Here is a 17556-nt window from a genome sequence, read left to right on the forward strand (position 1 = left end):
CGGAGTTATATTGAAAGATGGTTCCACCCGAGGAAGTGCAGCGCCGCACTTCCGCTGAAAGGCAGCCATGAAGATTGCTTTGTTCGCCACCTGCATTGTGGACGCGATGTATCCCTCCACGGCCCGCGCCACGGTCTCCATCCTGGAACGGCTGGGGCACGACGTCGTGTTCCCGGCCGGCCAGGCCTGCTGCGGGCAGATGCACCTCAACTCCGGGTATTTCCCGGAAGCGGTGCCCGTAGTCCGCAACCACGTAGAGGCGTTTGAGGCAGAGGAGTACGACGTCGCCGTGGCGCCGTCGGGCTCCTGCGTCGCCTCGGTGAAACACCAGCATGCAATGCTGGCCCGATCCGTGGGCGATTCGGACCTCGAAACCCGGGCTACCGCCGTCGGCGCACGGACCTACGAACTCTCCGCCCTGCTGACCGATGTCCTGGGGGTGACGGACGCCGCGGCCCAGCTGGGCTCCTGGTATCCGCACCGGATCACCTACCACCCCAGCTGCCACGGCATGCGGCTGCTGCGGCTGGGGGACCGGCAAGCGAACCTGCTCCGCACAGTGGAAGGCCTGGAACTGGAACCGCTGCCCGAAGCGGACCAGTGCTGCGGCTTCGGCGGAACATTCTCGCTCAAGAACGCGGACGTCTCTTCGGCCATGCTGGCAGACAAAAACGCGAACATCGCCGCCACCGGCGCCCAGCTGTGCAGCGGCGGTGACGCCTCCTGCCTGATGCACATTGGCGGGGGCCTCTCCCGGGAAGGCAGCGGCATATCGACCCTGCACTTCGCGGAGATCCTCGCCAGCACGCGCGAACACCCGGCACCGCCGCCGGGTGCCGTGCGCGGCGGGAGCCGGAGCGCCGCTCGCCTCACGGGAAAGGGACGCCAATGAGTTCCACCTATCTGGGCATGCCGGCCGTTCCGGTTTTCGGCAGCGGCAATCTGCACACCGCTGAACCCTTTCCGGTCGCAGCGCGGCGGGAACTGGACAACGAGCAGCTCCGTGCCAACCTCGGCCACGCCACGCACACCATCCGCGATAAGAGGCTGCGCGTAGTGGCCGAACTGCCGGACTGGGAGGAACTGCGCGAAGCCGGCAGCGCCACCAAGGCCGCTGTTATGGCGCGGCTGCCCGAACTGCTCGAGCAGTTCGAGGAAAACTTCACCGCACGCGGCGGCGTCATCCACTGGGCGCGGGACGCAGCGGAAGCCAACGAAATAGTGCGGGACCTGATCCGCGACGCCGGCGCGGACGAGGTGGTCAAGGTCAAATCCATGGCCACCCAGGAAATAGGACTCAACGAATACCTTGAAGAGCACGGCATTTCCGCGTTCGAAACCGATCTGGCGGAGCTGATTGTCCAGCTGGACCATGACAAGCCCAGCCACATCCTGGTGCCGGCCATTCACAAGAACCGCAGCCAGATCCGGGACATCTTCCTGCGCGAGATGCCGGACGTTGATCCGAACCTCACCGACACCCCGGCACGGCTGGCCGAAGCGGCGCGGCTGCACCTGCGCCGCAAGTTCCTTTCCGCGAAGGTGGCCATTTCCGGCGCAAACTTTGCCCTGGCCGATACGGGCACGCTCGCCGTCGTCGAATCAGAAGGCAACGGCCGGATGTGCCTGACCCTCCCGGAAACCCTGATCACCGTGATGGGGGTGGAGAAGCTGCTGCCCTCGTGGACGGACCTGGAGGTGTTTATGCAGCTGCTGCCCCGTTCCTCCACGGGGGAGCGGATGAACCCCTACACCTCGCTCTGGACCGGAGTCACCGAAGGCGACGGGCCGCAGAATGTGCATCTGGTGCTGCTGGACAACGGGCGCAGCGCGGCGCTCGCGGACGAGCGAGGGCGTTCGGCCCTGCACTGCATCCGCTGCAGCGCCTGCATGAATGTCTGCCCGGTGTACGAGCGCACCGGCGGGCACGCCTACGGCTCCACCTATCCCGGCCCCATCGGTGCGATCCTTTCGCCGCTGCTGACCGGGATCACTTCCGAAGAGAACGCGTCCCTGCCGTACGCCTCCTCACTCTGCGGAGCCTGTTACGACGCGTGTCCGGTGAAGATCAACATCCCGGAAATCCTGGTGCACCTGCGCTCCGAGGATGTCCAGAGCCGCCGCGGGACGAAGAAGGTGCCGGGGCAGATGGATGTGGCCATGAAGGCAGCGTCCTGGATGATGGGCTCGGGGCGGCGGATGGCCCTGGTGGAGAAGGCCCTGCCGTTGGGAAAGCTGGCGGCCGGACCGGATCGGAAAATCAAGAAGCTTCCCGGCATCGCCGCCGGGTGGACCCGGAGCCGCGACCTTCCGGCTCCGCCTGCGCAGTCCTTCCGGGACTGGTGGGCAAAAGAGCACGAAGACACTGCGTCGAAAGAACAAGCATGAGCGCCCGTACGGAAATCCTGGACCGGCTTCGGTCCGCCCTCCACGATGCCCCGGAAGCGCCGGAAATTCCACGGAAGTACCGGCACAGCTCCGGCATGAACGAGGAAGAACTCATCGAACTGCTTCGAGACAGGCTGCTGGATTACAAGGCCGGCGTCAGCGTGGTGGATGAGGCGTCCGTGCCCGCCAAGGTGGCCGAACTGCTGAAAGGGGAGACTTCCTACGTGGTTCCCGCAGGACTCGATGAACGCTGGACGGCGCTGGCCCCGGGACGCGTGGTGGATTCACCGGAGGAGCCGCTGAGCGTGGAGGAGCTGGACGGCATTGACGCGGTGGTCACCGGCTGCGCGGCGGCGGTGGCCGAAACCGGAACCATCATCCTGGACGGCAGCCCGGGACAGGGCCGGCGGGCCTGTTCACTGATCCCGGACCACCACGTCTGTCTGGTCCGGGCCGGCGACATTTACGGGGTGCTGCCGGAGGCGGTGCGGCGGCTGGATGTCACGCATCCGTTGACCTGGATCAGCGGCCCGAGCGCCACCAGCGATATTGAGCTCCAGCGGGTGGAAGGCGTGCACGGGCCGCGGAGGCTGGACGTCGTGATCATCCGGTCCTGACCTGCAGCCCGGCTAGGCGGCGAGCAGCCCCTCCCTGCGGGAAAGGTCCTCAGAGAGATCCTTGCCCAGGGAGATAACCTTCTGCGGCGGCTGCCCGGGCAGGGCGGATACGCCTGTCACATCCGCCAGGAAGGCAACCGTCGACTGCAGCGATTCCATCGCCTCCGGGCGGTGCAGCTGGAACTGATACTCGTGTCCCAGCTTCGGTTTGTAATCCTTGGGCCAGAACCTGCGGCGGACGGGTACCCCAAGGTCCTGGAGCCGGTCTGCCAGGGGTATCGACTGCTCCCGGGTCAGGTTGTCACCGTTTCCACCGGAAATGTAGGTGGGCGGGAAACGGTAGTCCACGTGTTTCGGGATGCACATGTGGTCTGCGGCAGGTGTGGCCGCCCAGTTCCTGGACCCGGTGTAGGCCCACAGGGCTTTCCGAAGCCCCCAGCCCACCGGCCCGGCCATGCGGGCCACGGATTCCAGATCGAAGACGCCGCAGTTGAGCACGATTCCGCACAGCTGTTCGGGGCCCGCCGCAGGAATAACGCCTGTGTCCCGGGCGTACTCCGGGTTGGTGATGACCAGGGCCAGCTGTGCGGCCAATTGCGCGCCGGCGGAATCGCCGGCCAGCACAATCCGGTCGGGGTCCAGCCCGTAACGGTCCGCGCGCTCGCGGATGAAGCCCAACGCGGCGTTCAGCTCTTTCACGGCGGTCGGATAGACAGCTTCGGGCGAGATCGAGTACCCGACCCCCAGTACCGCGTACCCGTATCCGGCGAGGATCCTGAGGTACGGCGCCACATCTTCCTTGGTGCCGGAAATCCATGCCCCGCCGTGGACCCACATCACCACCGGGAGCGGTTTCCGGGCCGGATCGTCAGGAAGGAACAGGTCAAGGGAGGGTTTGCCGGCGGACCCCAGATAACGCAGGTCCCGGTGTCGGGTCACCGTGAACCGGGGGATATGGGGAAGGACCTTTTTCACCGGAACCCTGCCTGCACCGGCGAACACGCCGCGAATGAGCAGCGCAGCCGGCCGGGGATCCCGCTGCAGTACGGCAGCGGCGCTGATCCCGGCAACGGCGGCAGCGCCGGCCAGGATCCCCGCCGAAGTAAGCGAGGAGAGCTTCATTCCCTTAAGCTAAATCCCCGGAAACAGGCCTCTTTCGGCCGGTCCCGCGCCGTTGAGCGGCTCCGGGCGGGCAGCTGCGAGGAATCTCATGGCAGGTGGTGGTGGACGGCACTGCGGGGACGCACTATCCGGATGCCGGTCAGCGCGCCCGGACGCTGCAGCGGGAAGGTCCCCGGCACCTGCAGCGTCCGGTGCGGCCCCGGTCAGGCCGGGCTGTTACCCGTCCGCCAGCCGCCCTTGTACTCCTTGCGGACCGTTTCGGAGAACGGCACCGGGCTCACGGTTGCACGCACATCAAGCTGCCGGTGCGGTTCCACCGTTGTTTTGGCGCTGCCGCCGTCGGGCTCACCCCACACCACCCGGAGTTCGGCGCCCAGGGGCACCGCCGGATCGACCGTTGCCAGCGAGAGGCCGCGGCGCTCGTTCGCCGAATACCCGGTGAACATGGAGAGGCCCACGACGTTCCCGTCCGCATCGATGACGGAGTCGTAGTTGGAGGATCCGTAGTTGGCCAGGGGAAGGTCAAAGTGCTTGTAGGGTTCCTCCGTGCCCAAGGGCGAGGCCAGGATCTTCCCCAGGTCTTCGGCGTTCCAATCCAGCGTCACTTTGCGACGCTGTGCCGACGGGTCCATCTGTTCCAGGGCCTCCCGGCCAATGAAGTCGTGGTCGAACTTCACGAAGGATCCGTAGCCCAGTTCCCACGGGGTCAGGTAGTAGTCCTCGATGTTCGGGCTGACAAAGCTGCCTGCAATGGCGTTGGACGCTTCGTAGCTGTCCGCTCCCAGCCACTCCCGATACGGACGCAGCTCCTCACCCGTGTAAATGGCCGGCAGCGGAGAAGGGATCCAGCCGGACTCGAGCGTATTGGACGGATAGGCGCGGGCGCCGACGGCGGCCATTCCGTACTCCGCGCCGACGTCCAGGATGGTGTCCCGCACTTTCTCATAGGACCCGTAGTCGCCCCAGATCTCCAGCCCCGGAGCTCCGGCCATCCCGTGGCGAAGCGTTCGGACCCGTTCGCCGGCAATCGACATGTGGTCCATGTTGAAGAATTTCAGCTGCTCCACCGAGGAGCCGTTTAGCTTCTCGATAATCTGCCAGGCGTTCGGGCCCTGGATCTGGAACCGCCAGTAGCGGCGGGATACCGGACGGCCCATCGGCCGTGAGGGAGAGCGCCGGTCGATCTGGACGTCGAGATCATAGCCGCCGGTTTCGGCGTTGAAGAGCAGCCAGTTGGCCGCGGGTGCCCGTCCCACGTAGATGTATTCGTCCTCGTCCTCGTGGAAGAGGATGCCGTCACCGATCACGTGGCCTGACGGGCCGGTGGGAACGTACTGTTTCGCCTTGTTGACCGGGAAATTCGCAACACTGTTGACCGCTGTGTCAGAGATCAGCTTCAGGGCGTCAGGACCTTTGATGAACAAGTTGTCCATGTGGTGGGACTGGTCAAACAGCACCGCCGTCTCGCGCCAGGCCCGCTGTTCGCTGCGCCAGTTGCTGAACTCCGGTGCCACCACGGGATAGATGTACGCCCCGATCTGGGAGTTGCGGAGTCGATCCACAACATTTGAGCTCGAGTCGAGGACGTCCTGCAGATTCTTAGGTGCCACGTTGAACCTCTTCTTCGCTGGGATAGGGAAACGCTTATCTCCGGAATCCGCATCTTTCGCGGCGGACCAGGGGATTCCGTTTGCTGTCCCTGGCCCGCCCGCGGAGAAGCAGCACGGATTGACCCCGACCCTAGGGCCATCTTCGAGTGCTGTCGAGAGCCGGTTAGCGGAGCCCCCGGGCGAAGGGGTTCCCCGGGCCGCCGGATACCTCGCTGGCCGGGGAGGCTAAACGCGGTTAGGGTGCAGCTACCGACAGGGCGGCCGGGACCTGGCTTGCCTCCGGCTAATGAAAACTGGAGGGCACGATGAGGAAAACCGGTGTTGCTGTGGTCCTGGCGGCGGCCTTATTGGGCGTTACGGGATGCGGCGGCGGATCGCCGTCGTCCGAAAACGAAACCGAAACCGAAGCCAGTGCGGACCTGGTGCCCATAGAAGTGGGGGTGATTCCCATTGTGGATGTGGCTCCCATTTACCTGGGGGTGGAGCAGGGCTTCTTCGAGGACGAAGGCCTGGAACTGACCTTGACGCTTGCACAGGGCGGGGCGGCAATTGTCCCGGCAGTCACATCCGGGCAGATGGCGTTCGGCTTCTCCAACGTAACCTCCATGATTGTGGGCAAGTCCAAGGGCCTGCCCATCCGAATGGTGGCCCCGGGCGCCAGCACCACCGGCGACGTCGATGCGGACTTCGCGTCGGTGATGACGCTTCCCGGCAGCGGAATCGAGGAGATCGAGGACCTGGCCGGCAAGAGGGTGGGCGTGAATACGCTCAACAACATTTCAGACTCCACCATTTCCGAAGCGGTGAAGCAGGCCGGCGGCGACTACGAGAGCATCGAGTTTGTCGAGATGCAGTTTCCCGATATGCCGGCCCAGCTCGACGGCGGCAACGTGGACGCCATTGCCGCAGTGGAACCCTTTGTGACCATCACCGAGGCGCAGGGCGCCGTTCCGGTGTTCTCGAACTACGCGGAGCCCATCAAGGACCTCACCGTGGCTGTTTATTTCACTTCGGACCAGTACGCGCAGGAGAACCCGGAGACTACGGAGAAATTTGTCCGTGCGATGACGGCGTCGCTTGAATATGCCGATCAGAACCCTGACGAGGTACGTGCGGTCCTGCCGAGCTACACCTCGCTGGAACCAGACGTCATCGAGGAGCTGACCCTGCCCAGGTACTACGGCGAGATCAACCAGGATTCGCTGGAGGAGGTTATGCGCATCTCGCTCGACCGCGGCCTGATCGAGGAAGAGCCTGATCTGGAAGAGCTCCTGCCACGGTCCGGGTGAGTTCAGCTGCGGTACGCGTGTACCCAATCCGCCGTGGTCTTGATCCCGCCGAAGGTGTAGAAATGCAGCCGGACATCGCCGTGGGTTGTGGGTGAAAGAGCCTGGGCCAGGTCCTGGATGAACCGGTCCGGACCTGCTGTGCCCAGCAGATTGGTCAGGGAAAACCCATACTTATGGGCGATTCCTGCCGAGGAGGCAACGCCGAACCGGCGGGCGTAACCGAGGAGGCGCTTCACCCCGGCGGGGCCGGGGACGCCGATCCGGACGGGTGCACTCACGCCGCGGCTGCGGAGTTCCTCAAGCCAGATAAGGACAGGTGCCACGTCGAAGCCGAACTGCGTGGTGATCGAAGCTTCCAGACCGCTCTGGTCCAGCGCCTGGATCTTGTCTTCCAAGGCCGTCCAGAGGGTGCCGGTATCAATGTCCGGATGTCCCTCGGGATAGCCGCTGATGCTCACGGCCCGAACCCCGTGCCCGGGAAGCAGTCCGCTCCGGATTATGGACAGCGCGTCCGGAAAGGGGCCCAGCGGGGATACCGGGTCTCCGCCGACCACAAAAAGCTCACGCGTTGCGTCGGCTTCCTCGAGCGCCACCAGGAACTTGCCGAGGTCTTCCCGGGATTCCAGCCGCCGCGCGGAAATATGCGGAACGGGAACGAATCCGCCGGCGCGGACGGCCGCAGCAGCAGCGACGCGCATCGGCAGGTCCTCATTCCCCAGGAACGTGACGTTGACCCGTGTCCCCGGGGGGATGGAAGGCTGCGCCTCCTGGAGCGCACCGATGTCCTTGCCGGTCATCTCGAGCGAGAAACCAGTGAGTAGCCGGGCGGGGGCGGAAGGCGTTTCAACGGGGTCCGGAGTCATGCGCGTTACCCTAGCGACCGCGGAAACCGGTGTCCACGGTTCCGCTCCATGGCTTACGGCAGCATCCAATCAAGGACCGGGGTGGACTGCAGGTACACCAGAATGCACAGGGCGAGCAGCAGAAGCACGCTCCAGCCGACCACCTTGCGCAGCAGCACCGATTCCTGGCCGCTCATGTTCACCGCGGCAGCCCCGATGGCAAGGTTCTGCGGGCTGATGAGCTTGCCCATGACACCGCCGCCGGTGTTGGCGGCAACCATCAGCTGCGGATCCAGGCCTGCCTCAATTCCGGCTGTCTGCTGGAGCTTGGCAAAGAGCGCGTTCGCGGAGGTATCCGAACCGGTCACCGCCGTGCCGATCCAGCCGAGCACGGGGGAGAGGAAGGCAAAGAAGCCGCCGGTCGCCGCGAGCCACGTCCCGATCGATACCGTCTGCCCGGAAAAGTTCATCACGTATGCCAGGGCCAGCACCCCAAGGATGGTCAGCGCTGCGGAACGCATCCGCACCGCCGTCGTCCAGATTTCCCGCACCGCCGCTCCCATGCTCAACGGATACCGGCCGTTTTCATTGAAGCGGGAGTAGACCAGGGCAACAATCAGGCCGGTGATCAGCAGCAAGGTACCGGGGCTGATCAGCCAGTCGAAGTTGTAGACGGTGGAGGACTGGGTCTGGCCGTTGCTGTCCAGCAGGGCTTCGTGCAGCACAGGCCAGGGGATCTCGATGTTGGTCTTCGCCAGTGCTTCGGGCACGTCGATGCCGAGCGTCCACAGGTTCACAAAACCGAAAATGACAATGACCGCCACATAGGGGAACAACGCCATCCACGCGCGTCCCGGGGTCAGGCGGTCCGCAGCGGTGTCATCCGCCGCGGTCTGGACGTCCGACGCCGCGCCGGTGCCCGCCGGCGTCCAGCCGTCCGCCCGCGCTTCGGCCAGTTCCGCTTTCATCCGCTGGCCGGCCTCGCCGCCGTTGCGCGGATGCCAGAAGCGCAGGAACCCCACGGCGGCCAGCAACGCCACGAGGGAGGCCACAATGTCGGTGAGTTCGTAGGAGAAATAGTTTGAGCACAGGAACTGGAAAATGGAGAAAACGACGCCGGTGAACAGGGCTATGGGCCAGCAGTCCCGCAGGCCTCGGCGTCCGTCCAGGATGAACAGCAGGATCAGCGGTACAAACAGGGCCAGCACCGGTGTCTGCCGGCCCACCACGGCACCGATTTCATCTCCCGTGTAGCCGGTGAGATTGGCAGCGGTGGTAATGGGGATGGCCAGGGCGCCGAACGCCACCGGGGCGGTGTTGGCTACCAGCACCGCGGTTGCCGCGCGGATCGGGGCGATGCCCAGGGCCAGCAGCATGGTCACCGTAATGGCGACCGGTGCGCCGAATCCGGCCAGCGCCTCCAGCAGGCCGCCGAAGCAGAAGGCCACCAGGATGGCCTGCACCCTCAGGTCCCCGCCGCCGATTGCATCAAAGACCCTTCGCAGGTCCTCGAACCGGCCGCTGAGTACGGTCACCTGGTACAGCCATACGGCCATCACAATGATCCAGACCACCGGGAACAACCCGAAGGCGGCGCCCTGCGTGGATGAGAGCAGGGCAAGACCTACCGGCATGCCGAAACCGAAGATGCCGACGGCGAGGGCTACGAGGAGCGCCCAGGCCCCGGCCACGTAGGCCCGGGTTTTGGCGAAGGCCAGCAGGAAGAAAAAGGTGAGCAACGGCAGCAGCGCTACGAGCGCGGACAAGGCCACGCTGCCGAGGACGGGGTTGGTGCTGGGAGTGAAGCTGTCCATAAAGACCTCCGCGCCGGTGCGGAACCGACTTCAACGGATGGAGCTTCCCGATGAGGCCGGAACTCCGGCTGAACCGTGGAAGCACTGGAACAAGCGTTCATTCAAGCGTACGGCGGCGTTCCCTGTTGGTAACCCCCGGCCCGCCTTGGCAGGCCCGTTACCCGTCAGGAAGATACGGAGCCGGCAGCACTGCGCTCGCGGTGGTGGCGGACGTAACCGGTCACAGCCACGGCAATCGAGATGACGGCCGAGATAGTCAATCCGAGCCAGAGCCCGACCTTCAGGGCGGCCGCGCCGGCTACGGCTCCAAGCATAATCAGTGAAATCGCGAGGGCCCGGCGGACCCAGTGCTTGCTGTCCCCGCCGGCCAGACGCGAGTCCGAGGCAAGCCCCGTAATGGTTGAGGTCACTACCACTGTTGTAATCTCAGCGACCTTCAACCGCTTGGCGGTCGCGGCCTGGATGCCCATCGATATGGCGAGGGCCGACGTCGTGATGCTGCCTAAGTGGGAATTGCTCTGTACATCCACCACCGCCGTGAGGACGGCCAATGCGGAGATGACACCGGCCACCACCATCAGTGACAGCGTGGTCCGCCCGGACCAGCCCTCCGGGCCCTTGCGCAGCATTCGGCCGGCAAGGGCGGCGCCCAGCATAAAGAAGAGAAGCGCCAGGATCGGACGCAGGATCGGCAGGTCGGCACCACCGGCAAAGGCCATGCCCAGCAGCACCACGTTGCCTGTCATATTTCCGGTGAAGACCCGGTCGAGGCCCAGATAACCGACAGCGTCCACTACCCCGGTGGAGAAAGTCAGGGCCAGCATCAGCCATAGATGCACCCGTTCGGTCGGTACGGCGTTGAGTCGTTTCACTGGCGGAATGTCTCCTTAGGCAGCGGTCCGTATACGAACGCGTGGCGGAAGGTCCGATTGTATTCAAAATCGCGGGATGCAAGGATTCCCCTAACTCTGTCGTCTCCCGAAAGCTGCCCCGTGACCTATACCGCCCCGGCTTCCTTCACCACCCGGCCCACCCTGCAGGGCACCTTCGGCATGAGTGCGTCTACGCACTGGTTGGCCACGGCGTCAGCCCAAGCCGTCCTGGAGCGAGGCGGGAACGCCTTCGACGCAGCGGTTGCCGGCGGCTTTGTGCTGCACGTTGTGGAACCGCATCTGAACGGTCCGGGCGGGGACATGACCGGTGTTTTCGCGACGGCGGAGAACCCTGAAGAACCCGTGGTGCTGATGGGCCAGGGCCCGGCGCCCGCCGCAGCCACCCGGGAGCACTACCTCGCCGAAGGCCTGGAACTGGTGCCCGGCGCTGGTGCCCTCGCCGCAGCCGTTCCTGCCGCCGTCGACGCGTGGCTGTTGCTGCTGCGGGAGCACGGCAGCTGGGAACTCACAGACGTCCTGGCGTTCGCCGTGGACTACGCCCGCAACGGTCATCCCGTCCTCGCCCGGGTCGGAGCCACCATCGAATCGGTGGCGGAGCTGTTCTCCGACCACTGGCCCACCTCGGCGGCCCAGTGGATGCCCCAGGGGCGCGTTCCGCGCGAGGGCGAGATCATCCGCAACGAGGCCTACGCCAGTGTGCTGGACCGGCTGGTCGACGCCGGCTCCGGCGCCGGCGCCGGAAGCCGGGAAGAACGTATCGACGCCGCCCGGCGTGAATGGCGGGAAGGTTTCGTGGCTCAGGCAGCGGCGGATTTCGCGGCCGCACCGCACCGCCACTCCTCGGGAACCGACCACGCCGGCGTCATCACCGCGGCGGACTTCGCGGCGTTCGAAGCGGGGTTTGAACCTGCTGTCACGTTCGACTTCCGGGGTTACACCATCGCCAAGACCGGAGCCTGGGGGCAGGGGCCGGCGCTGCTGCAGACCCTGGCCATCCTCGCGGGCTTCGACGACGACCGGCTGGACCCGTCCACGGCGCTGGGCGCACACACCATCCTGGAAGCCCAGAAGCTGGCCATCGCGGACCGCGAGGCCTACTACGGAGACGCGCAGGTGCCCCTGGACTACCTGCTCAGCGAGGAGTACGCGGCCAGCCGCCGCGCCCTGATCACCGACACGGCCTCGGCTGAATTCCGCCCCGGAACGGTGCCGGGACACACGCCCTTCGTGCCGCCGCTGCGCACGGAGTACCTGCCGCCGGCCCTGGCCGGAGCCGGCGGTGCGGGTGGCTTCGCCGGCGTCGGCGAGCCCACCGTGCTGCCCACCGGCGAGACCCGCGGGGACACCTGCCACATCGACGTCGTGGACCGGTGGGGCAACATGGTCTCCGCCACCCCGTCGGGAGGCTGGCTGCAGTCCTCGCCGACCATCCCGGAACTGGGATTCTGCCTGGGCTCCCGGCTGCAGATGACCTGGCTTGAAGAGGGCGCACCGTCCACCCTGGCCCCGGGGAAGCGGCCGCGCACCACGCTGACCCCCACACTGGTACTCAAGGACGGCAGGCCGGTGGTTGCCCTGGGCTCGCCCGGCGGGGACCAGCAGGACCAATGGCAGCTGCTGTACCTGCTGCGCACCATCGTGGGCGGCTACACCCCGCAGCAGGCGATTGACGCTCCCGCCCTGCACACCACGTCCATTCCCGGTTCTTTCTGGCCGCGGACCTGGACACCGGGCGGTGCGGTAGTTGAAGACCGCCTGGGGGAGGACGTGATTGCCGAGCTGGAATCCCGGGGGCATGTGGTGACCCGGGCTGGGGACTGGGCATTGGGACGGTTGTCCTCGGTGGTCCGGGAGCCGGATTCGGGCCTCCTGCAGGCGGCTGCAAACCCCCGGGGAGCGCAGGGGTATGCGGCCGGGCGGTGAGGCCGGCTTACCCCTTCCTCAGGGGGGAGGGGAGTTTCGGCCGTTCCGTTGGGTGAGCCCCGAGCCTATAGTTCAAGAGGGGTTCCTTCCTACTGTGAGCGAGGCTTCAAGATGGCCAATATCACCACCCGACCCGTCACAAAACTTGGAATTGTGGGAGCCGGAAGTGTCGGCACTTCAATGGCGTACGCGGCGATCATCCGGGATACGGCCCGCCAGATTGCGATCTACGACATCGACGCCGTCCGGGCCGAGGCCGAAGGTCTGGACCTGGCCCACGGCACCCAGTTCACCGGCGCCAACACGGTCACCGGGGGAGGCAATATCGAGGACCTGGCCGGGGCCGACGTCATAGCCATCACCGCCGGAGCACGCCAGCAGCCGGGCCAGAGCCGGCTGGACCTGGCCGGCGCAAATGTGCGGATCCTGGAGAAGCTGATGCCGCAGCTGATGGAACAGGCACCGGACGCCGTCTACATCATGGTGACCAACCCGGCCGACGTCCTCGCCGTTGCCGCACAGAAAATCGCCGGCCTGCCGCGCAACCGGATGTTTTCCTCTGGAACGGTCCTGGACACCTCGCGGCTGCGGCTGCTGCTGGCCCGCGAAGCGCACGTACTGATGACCAGCGTGCACGCCACCATCATCGGTGAACACGGCGACAGCGAGTTCCCTGTCTGGTCCAACGCCACCATCGGCCCCGTGCCCATCCGGGAATGGGAAATCAGCGGCCGGCAGGTTTTCACTGATGAGTTCCTTGCCGCCGCCACGGACGACGTCGTCAACGCCGCCTACAAGGTGATCGAGGGCAAGGGAGCAACGAACTACGCGATCGGACTGGCCGGAGTTCGGATCATCGAGGCGGTGCTGAATGCCGAAAATGCCGTCCTGCCCGTTGCTGCCACGCTGAACGGCGAGTACGGAATCAGCGGTGTTGCACTGTCCCTCCCGTCCATTGTTGGCCACAACGGGGTCTACAAGATGCTCGAAATGCCGCTGGACGAGGCCGAGACTGGGAAGCTCATGGCTTCGGCCGAGACCCTGCAGGGCACCCTGACGTCACTGGGGATCTAGCGGGCCTGCCCGATCAGTTCCCGCAGCCGCCAGGCGTTCCGGACTGCGTGCCCCTCGCCGTCGTTGTTGAAGTATGCGTACACGTCCTTGCCCATGGCATCCCATTCGCGCATCCGGGCCGCCCACCACTGCAGGTCTTCCTCGGAGTAGGAATCGACGTAGAGCTGCTCAGGGTTCGGTCCGTGCAACCGGACGTACACAAACGGGGCGGTGGCGCGCAGGATGCACGGCAAATGCGCGCCGCTCATGACGGTGTAGGCAGCGCCGTGGCGCTCCAACAGCCGGAAGACCTCTTCGTCGTTCCAGCTGTCGTGCCGGAACTCCACCGCCACACGGATAGTCCCGGGCAGCTTTGAGAGGACGTAATCCAGACGGTCGTCGTCCCGCGCCATGTCCGGGGAGAGCTGAAGCAGGAACACTCCGCTGCGGTCGCCAAGCTCGGCGAAGCAACGCTCTATCCGGCCGATCCATTCATCCGGATCCCGCAGCTTCCGGGCGTGGGTCAGTCCGCGGGGCGCCTTGACGGAAAAGACGTACCCTTCCGGCAGCCGGTCCCGGTAGGCAGCGAACGCCTCCTCGCGAGGCCAGCGGTAAAAGCTGCCGTTCAGCTCAACGGTGTCGAACTCACTTGCATACTTTTCCAGCCACACCCGGGCGGGCACGCCCTTGGGGTACAGCACGTTGCGCCAGTGGTTGTAGGCCCAGCCCGATGTTCCGATATGGATGCTCACACCATCCAAACTAGCCGCTTCCGGGACCCGCCTGCCGACATTGCGCCCGCTGCCCGGCCCGGCAGCGCGGACCGGAGTGACGGAGCCGTCGCCGCAGGAGTGCCCGCAGATGAAATAACCCGGCCGCCGCTGCGGTTGCATCCTACGTGCCCGGCCAAACAGGCCCCGCGCGCAAGCAACTGAAAGGCAAGTCCCCCTATGACTGTTCCGCTCTCTATTCTCGATCTCGCCATCATCGATGAGGGCGAGACCGCACGTGATTCGTTTGCGTCTTCGCTGGCGTTGGCCCAGGAAGCGGAGAAGCTGGGTTACACCCGCATCTGGTACGCAGAGCACCACAACATGCCTACCATCGCTTCCTCCGCCACCAGCGTGCTGATCGGCTACATTGCCGCGCACACCCAGAGCATCCGGCTCGGAGCCGGCGGAGTCATGCTGCCCAACCACGCGCCGCTGACCATTGCGGAGCAGTTCGGCACTTTGGAAACGCTTTTCCCGGGCCGGATTGATCTCGGCCTCGGTCGGGCTCCCGGCACGGACCAGAAGACGCTGCACGCGCTCCGCCGGGACCACATGTCCTCGGACAGCTTCCCGCAGGACGTCCAGGAACTGCAGGGTTACCTGAGCGGCAATACGCTGATCCCGGGCATCAACGCGACGCCGGGGGCCGGCACCAACGTGCCGCTGTACATCCTGGGCTCCTCCCTCTTCGGCGCCAAGCTGGCCGCCGCCCTTGGCCTGCCCTACTCGTTTGCCTCGCATTTCGCCCCGCAGGCACTGCAGGACGCAGTAACCATCTACCGCCGCGACTTCAAGCCCTCGGCCCAGCTGGCCGAGCCGTACGTGATTGCCGGCGTGAACGTTGTGGCCGCCGAGACCACCGAAGAGGCCCAGCAGATGTTTGCCGATTCGCAGCGCCGCCGGGTGACCCAGCTCTTCGGCCGGGACCGTACCTTCACTGATGAAGAGGCGGATGCCATCCTGCAGTCGCCGGGCGGACAGCAGGTCAAGCAGATGGGCCGCTACTCGGCCGTCGGCAACCCCGAGGAAGTCCGGGACTACCTCGACTGGTTCACCGGACATGCGCAGGCCGACGAACTGATCGTTGCCACGCAGACCGCCACGCTGGAATCCCGGCTCCGGTCCTTCCAGCTGCTTGCAGACGCCGCACTGCCGGTCCGGGCCTAACCATGCCTAATCAGCAGCCGCCTGCGGCTGCTGTGCTAGATATGAAGGATGAGTTCTAACCCGCACGTTATCCACTGTTCCGTCGGCATGCGCTGGGGGGACATGGATGCCTACGGGCATATCAACAATGTTGAGATCGTCCGGATGCTCGAGGAAGCACGGGTGCATGCCTTCGGCCCTCCCGGCGGAACGGGAGGGCCGGGGCAACAGCCTGCAGTGCCGCTGTTCAGCGATGTACCGCCCGGCACCCAGTCCCTTGTGGTGGAACACCGCGTCCGGTACGTGGCGGAACTGACCTACCGGAACGTCCCGGCCGACGTCGACGTCTGGATCAGCGCGGTCAAGGGCGCCAGCCTCACACTCTCCTACGTGATCCATGACCCGGTGACCGGGCAGGCCTGCGTCCGGGCGGAAACCACACTGGCCTTTGTCGACGGAGCCACCGGGATGCTGCAGCGCCTGACGCCGGCCCAGCGGGAAATGGCAGCAGCGCATACAGGGGCTTCCGTCTTCGCCTGAGCGCCCCGCCGACCCTCGACCCCTGTGATCGGCACGCGTCCGCTATTAACATCTTCCGTAGTCCCGGCAGGTCCAGCCCGGTAACCAAGGAGATGCGCCGTGTGGCACAACCTCGGCATCACCCCGTCCGAAGCTCTTTGGGTTGTGCTGAGTGCCCTCGGCATTTACGCAGCCTTCTCCCTGCTGGTCCGCGGCTTTGGGCAGCGCGCACTGGCTAGCTGGTCCACGCTGGACCGCGCCATCGTTATTGCCCTGGGCGCTGTGCTTGGCCGGGTGGTCCTCGGCTACACGCCGACCCTTGCGGCCGGCGTCATCGGATTGGCGACGATGTTCGGGATGCTGCGGGTGGAGGGCTACCTTCGCCGGAGCCGGCACGGAGCCTACCTCACCAGCCGGCCGATCCTCCTGATGGCCGGAAGCGAGGTGGTGCAGGAGGGACTGCGTAAGGCGCACATCCTGGAAGAGGAGCTGTTCTTCAAGCTGAGGCAGTCCGGCATCCGGAACCTGACCGAAGTGGCTGTGGCGATTCTGGAGCCCACGGGCGAGGTCAGCATCCTTCGCCGGGGCGAGCGCATTGATCCGCTGCTGCTGAGCCGGGTTCCTAACCAATCCCGGATTCCGCGTGACCTGTTGCTCCCGGAGTAGGTGTTCCGTGTCCGGGTAGGCTTCTGCGTACCTGCCCTGAGACGGGCGCCACACTCACCTAAAGGACCATGATGCCCCTTTCACTCGACAAGGTTGCCGAGAAGGCTCCTTCCCTCCTCAGCCTCGCGAAGAACGCCTCAGCTGCCGTGGACATGTCCGGCCTGAACGGGCAGACCGCCAAAGTCGCGCTTGTCCTGGACTTTTCCGGCTCCATGCACTCGCAGTACAAGTCCGGAGCCATGCAGCGGCTGGCCGAGAAGGTCCTGGCCCTGGCCACCCAGTTCGACGACGACGGCGCCATCGACTTCTTCGTCTTCGACAGCGGTGCGGCGCACCTGGGTGAAATCAGCCTCGACGATTTCAGTGACGGTGTCTCCCGCCTGATCGGTAAGCGGCGGATGGGTACCACCAACTACGCAGCGGCCTTCCTTGCCGTCCGTGACCACTTCGGCTTTCCGCCGGCTTCGAAGACGCCTACGCGGAAGGGGCTGTTCGGCGGCCCGAAGAAGGTGGAGCCGGCTGCGGGCACGGTGCCCGCCGACCAGCCCGTCTACGCCCTCTTCCTTACGGACGGTGCCCCCGACAGCAAGCCGGCGGCCGTCAAGGCGCTGACCGAGGTCAGTACTACGCCGATCTTCTGGAAGTTCCTGTCCATCCGCCGCGAGGAAATGGCTTTCCTGCAGAAACTCGATGACCTCGACGAACGGTTCATGGACAACGCCGACTACAAGGCGGTGGGGGACACCGACCAGCTTTCCGACGTGGCCCTGTTCGACGCCATGCTCGACGAGTATCCAGCCTGGATCGAGGAGGCCCGCACCAAGGGCCTGATCAGGTAACCGGAGGGTGCGGGGGAGTGGATTAGGCGTCCGGGCAAACCTCGTGTAGGCTGAAACGCAGT

16 protein-coding genes are annotated in these 17556 nt (G+C 65.6%); 10 read left to right on the top strand and 6 right to left on the bottom strand.

Features of this window, described 5'->3' with window-relative positions; all coding sequences use genetic code 11:
* Positions 1 to 67: 67 nt before the first annotated feature.
* From NNX38_RS13225 to NNX38_RS13235, 3 genes are read left to right on the top strand one after another with little or no spacing between them, the layout of a single operon-like run.
* The gene (locus tag NNX38_RS13225) at positions 68 to 892 is read left to right on the top strand and encodes a (Fe-S)-binding protein (protein ID WP_255798426.1); all 825 of its coding nucleotides are present in this window, start codon (positions 68 to 70) and stop codon (positions 890 to 892) included.
* Complete coding sequence (locus tag NNX38_RS13230; protein ID WP_255798427.1) at positions 889 to 2388, top strand: LutB/LldF family L-lactate oxidation iron-sulfur protein; 1500 nt, start codon at positions 889 to 891, stop codon at positions 2386 to 2388. The genes NNX38_RS13225 and NNX38_RS13230 overlap by 4 nt, the downstream gene beginning before the upstream one ends.
* Positions 2385 to 3005 carry a lactate utilization protein C gene (locus tag NNX38_RS13235; protein WP_255798428.1) on the top strand — a complete coding sequence of 207 codons (621 nt, stop codon included), beginning with the start codon at positions 2385 to 2387 and terminating at the stop codon, positions 3003 to 3005. The genes NNX38_RS13230 and NNX38_RS13235 overlap by 4 nt, the downstream gene beginning before the upstream one ends.
* A gap of 12 nt (positions 3006 to 3017) precedes the next feature.
* Here the strand turns inward: NNX38_RS13235 and NNX38_RS13240 are convergent, their stop codons facing one another.
* Positions 3018 to 4127 carry an alpha/beta hydrolase gene (locus NNX38_RS13240; RefSeq protein WP_255798429.1) on the bottom strand — a complete coding sequence of 370 codons (1110 nt, stop codon included), beginning with the start codon at positions 4125 to 4127 and terminating at the stop codon, positions 3018 to 3020.
* A 203-nt stretch (positions 4128 to 4330) separates the two neighbouring features.
* A complete protein-coding gene (locus tag NNX38_RS13245) occupies positions 4331 to 5737 on the bottom strand; it encodes an aminomethyl transferase family protein (protein ID WP_255798430.1) in 1407 nt (468 codons plus the stop codon).
* 305 nt (positions 5738 to 6042) lie between these two features.
* On the opposite strand from NNX38_RS13245, the gene NNX38_RS13250 reads away from it, so the two are divergent.
* A complete protein-coding gene (locus NNX38_RS13250; RefSeq protein WP_255798431.1) occupies positions 6043 to 7026 on the top strand; it encodes an ABC transporter substrate-binding protein in 984 nt (327 codons plus the stop codon).
* A gap of 2 nt (positions 7027 to 7028) precedes the next feature.
* Here NNX38_RS13250 and NNX38_RS13255 read toward each other — a convergent pair whose 3' ends face one another.
* The 3 genes from NNX38_RS13255 to NNX38_RS13265 all read right to left on the bottom strand — a co-directional run bounded on the left by NNX38_RS13255 (position 7029) and on the right by NNX38_RS13265 (position 10554).
* Positions 7029 to 7889 carry a methylenetetrahydrofolate reductase gene (locus NNX38_RS13255; protein WP_255798432.1) on the bottom strand — a complete coding sequence of 287 codons (861 nt, stop codon included), beginning with the start codon at positions 7887 to 7889 and terminating at the stop codon, positions 7029 to 7031.
* 53 nt (positions 7890 to 7942) lie between these two features.
* Complete coding sequence (locus tag NNX38_RS13260) at positions 7943 to 9682, bottom strand: L-lactate permease (protein WP_255798433.1); 1740 nt, start codon at positions 9680 to 9682, stop codon at positions 7943 to 7945.
* A 164-nt stretch (positions 9683 to 9846) separates the two neighbouring features.
* Positions 9847 to 10554 carry a YoaK family protein gene (locus NNX38_RS13265; RefSeq protein ID WP_255798434.1) on the bottom strand — a complete coding sequence of 236 codons (708 nt, stop codon included), beginning with the start codon at positions 10552 to 10554 and terminating at the stop codon, positions 9847 to 9849.
* Between the two features lie 180 nt (positions 10555 to 10734).
* Between NNX38_RS13265 and NNX38_RS13270 the strand changes: the two genes are divergently transcribed.
* Together NNX38_RS13270 and NNX38_RS13275 are read left to right on the top strand one after the other, a co-directional pair.
* Positions 10735 to 12498 carry a gamma-glutamyltransferase family protein gene (locus tag NNX38_RS13270; RefSeq protein ID WP_304661733.1) on the top strand — a complete coding sequence of 588 codons (1764 nt, stop codon included), beginning with the start codon at positions 10735 to 10737 and terminating at the stop codon, positions 12496 to 12498.
* 111 nt (positions 12499 to 12609) lie between these two features.
* Positions 12610 to 13572 (top strand): L-lactate dehydrogenase, encoded by a 963-nt coding sequence (locus tag NNX38_RS13275; protein WP_255798436.1) that lies wholly within the window; start codon positions 12610 to 12612, stop codon positions 13570 to 13572.
* On the opposite strand, the gene NNX38_RS13280 is transcribed toward NNX38_RS13275, so the two are convergent.
* Positions 13569 to 14303: a DUF72 domain-containing protein gene (locus NNX38_RS13280; RefSeq protein WP_255798437.1), complete on the bottom strand. Its 735-nt coding sequence runs from the start codon at positions 14301 to 14303 to the stop codon at positions 13569 to 13571. The two genes, NNX38_RS13275 and NNX38_RS13280, sit on opposite strands and share 4 nt — an antisense overlap.
* Before the next feature lie 198 nt (positions 14304 to 14501).
* Between NNX38_RS13280 and NNX38_RS13285 the strand changes: the two genes are divergently transcribed.
* From NNX38_RS13285 to NNX38_RS13300, 4 genes are all read left to right on the top strand, one after another.
* On the top strand, positions 14502 to 15491 hold the full coding sequence (locus NNX38_RS13285) for an LLM class flavin-dependent oxidoreductase (RefSeq protein ID WP_255798438.1): 990 nt from the start codon (positions 14502 to 14504) through the stop codon (positions 15489 to 15491).
* A 48-nt stretch (positions 15492 to 15539) separates the two neighbouring features.
* Positions 15540 to 16010 (top strand): thioesterase family protein, encoded by a 471-nt coding sequence (locus NNX38_RS13290; RefSeq protein ID WP_255798439.1) that lies wholly within the window; start codon positions 15540 to 15542, stop codon positions 16008 to 16010.
* A gap of 99 nt (positions 16011 to 16109) precedes the next feature.
* The gene (locus NNX38_RS13295) at positions 16110 to 16655 is read left to right on the top strand and encodes a DUF421 domain-containing protein (protein WP_255798440.1); all 546 of its coding nucleotides are present in this window, start codon (positions 16110 to 16112) and stop codon (positions 16653 to 16655) included.
* 71 nt (positions 16656 to 16726) lie between these two features.
* Positions 16727 to 17494: a VWA domain-containing protein gene (locus NNX38_RS13300; protein ID WP_255798441.1), complete on the top strand. Its 768-nt coding sequence runs from the start codon at positions 16727 to 16729 to the stop codon at positions 17492 to 17494.
* Positions 17495 to 17556: the final 62 nt, after the last annotated feature.

Origin of the sequence: Arthrobacter sp. zg-Y238 (assembly GCF_024385525.1) — a bacterium.
Lineage (GTDB): Bacteria > Actinomycetota > Actinomycetes > Actinomycetales > Micrococcaceae > Arthrobacter_B > Arthrobacter_B jinronghuae.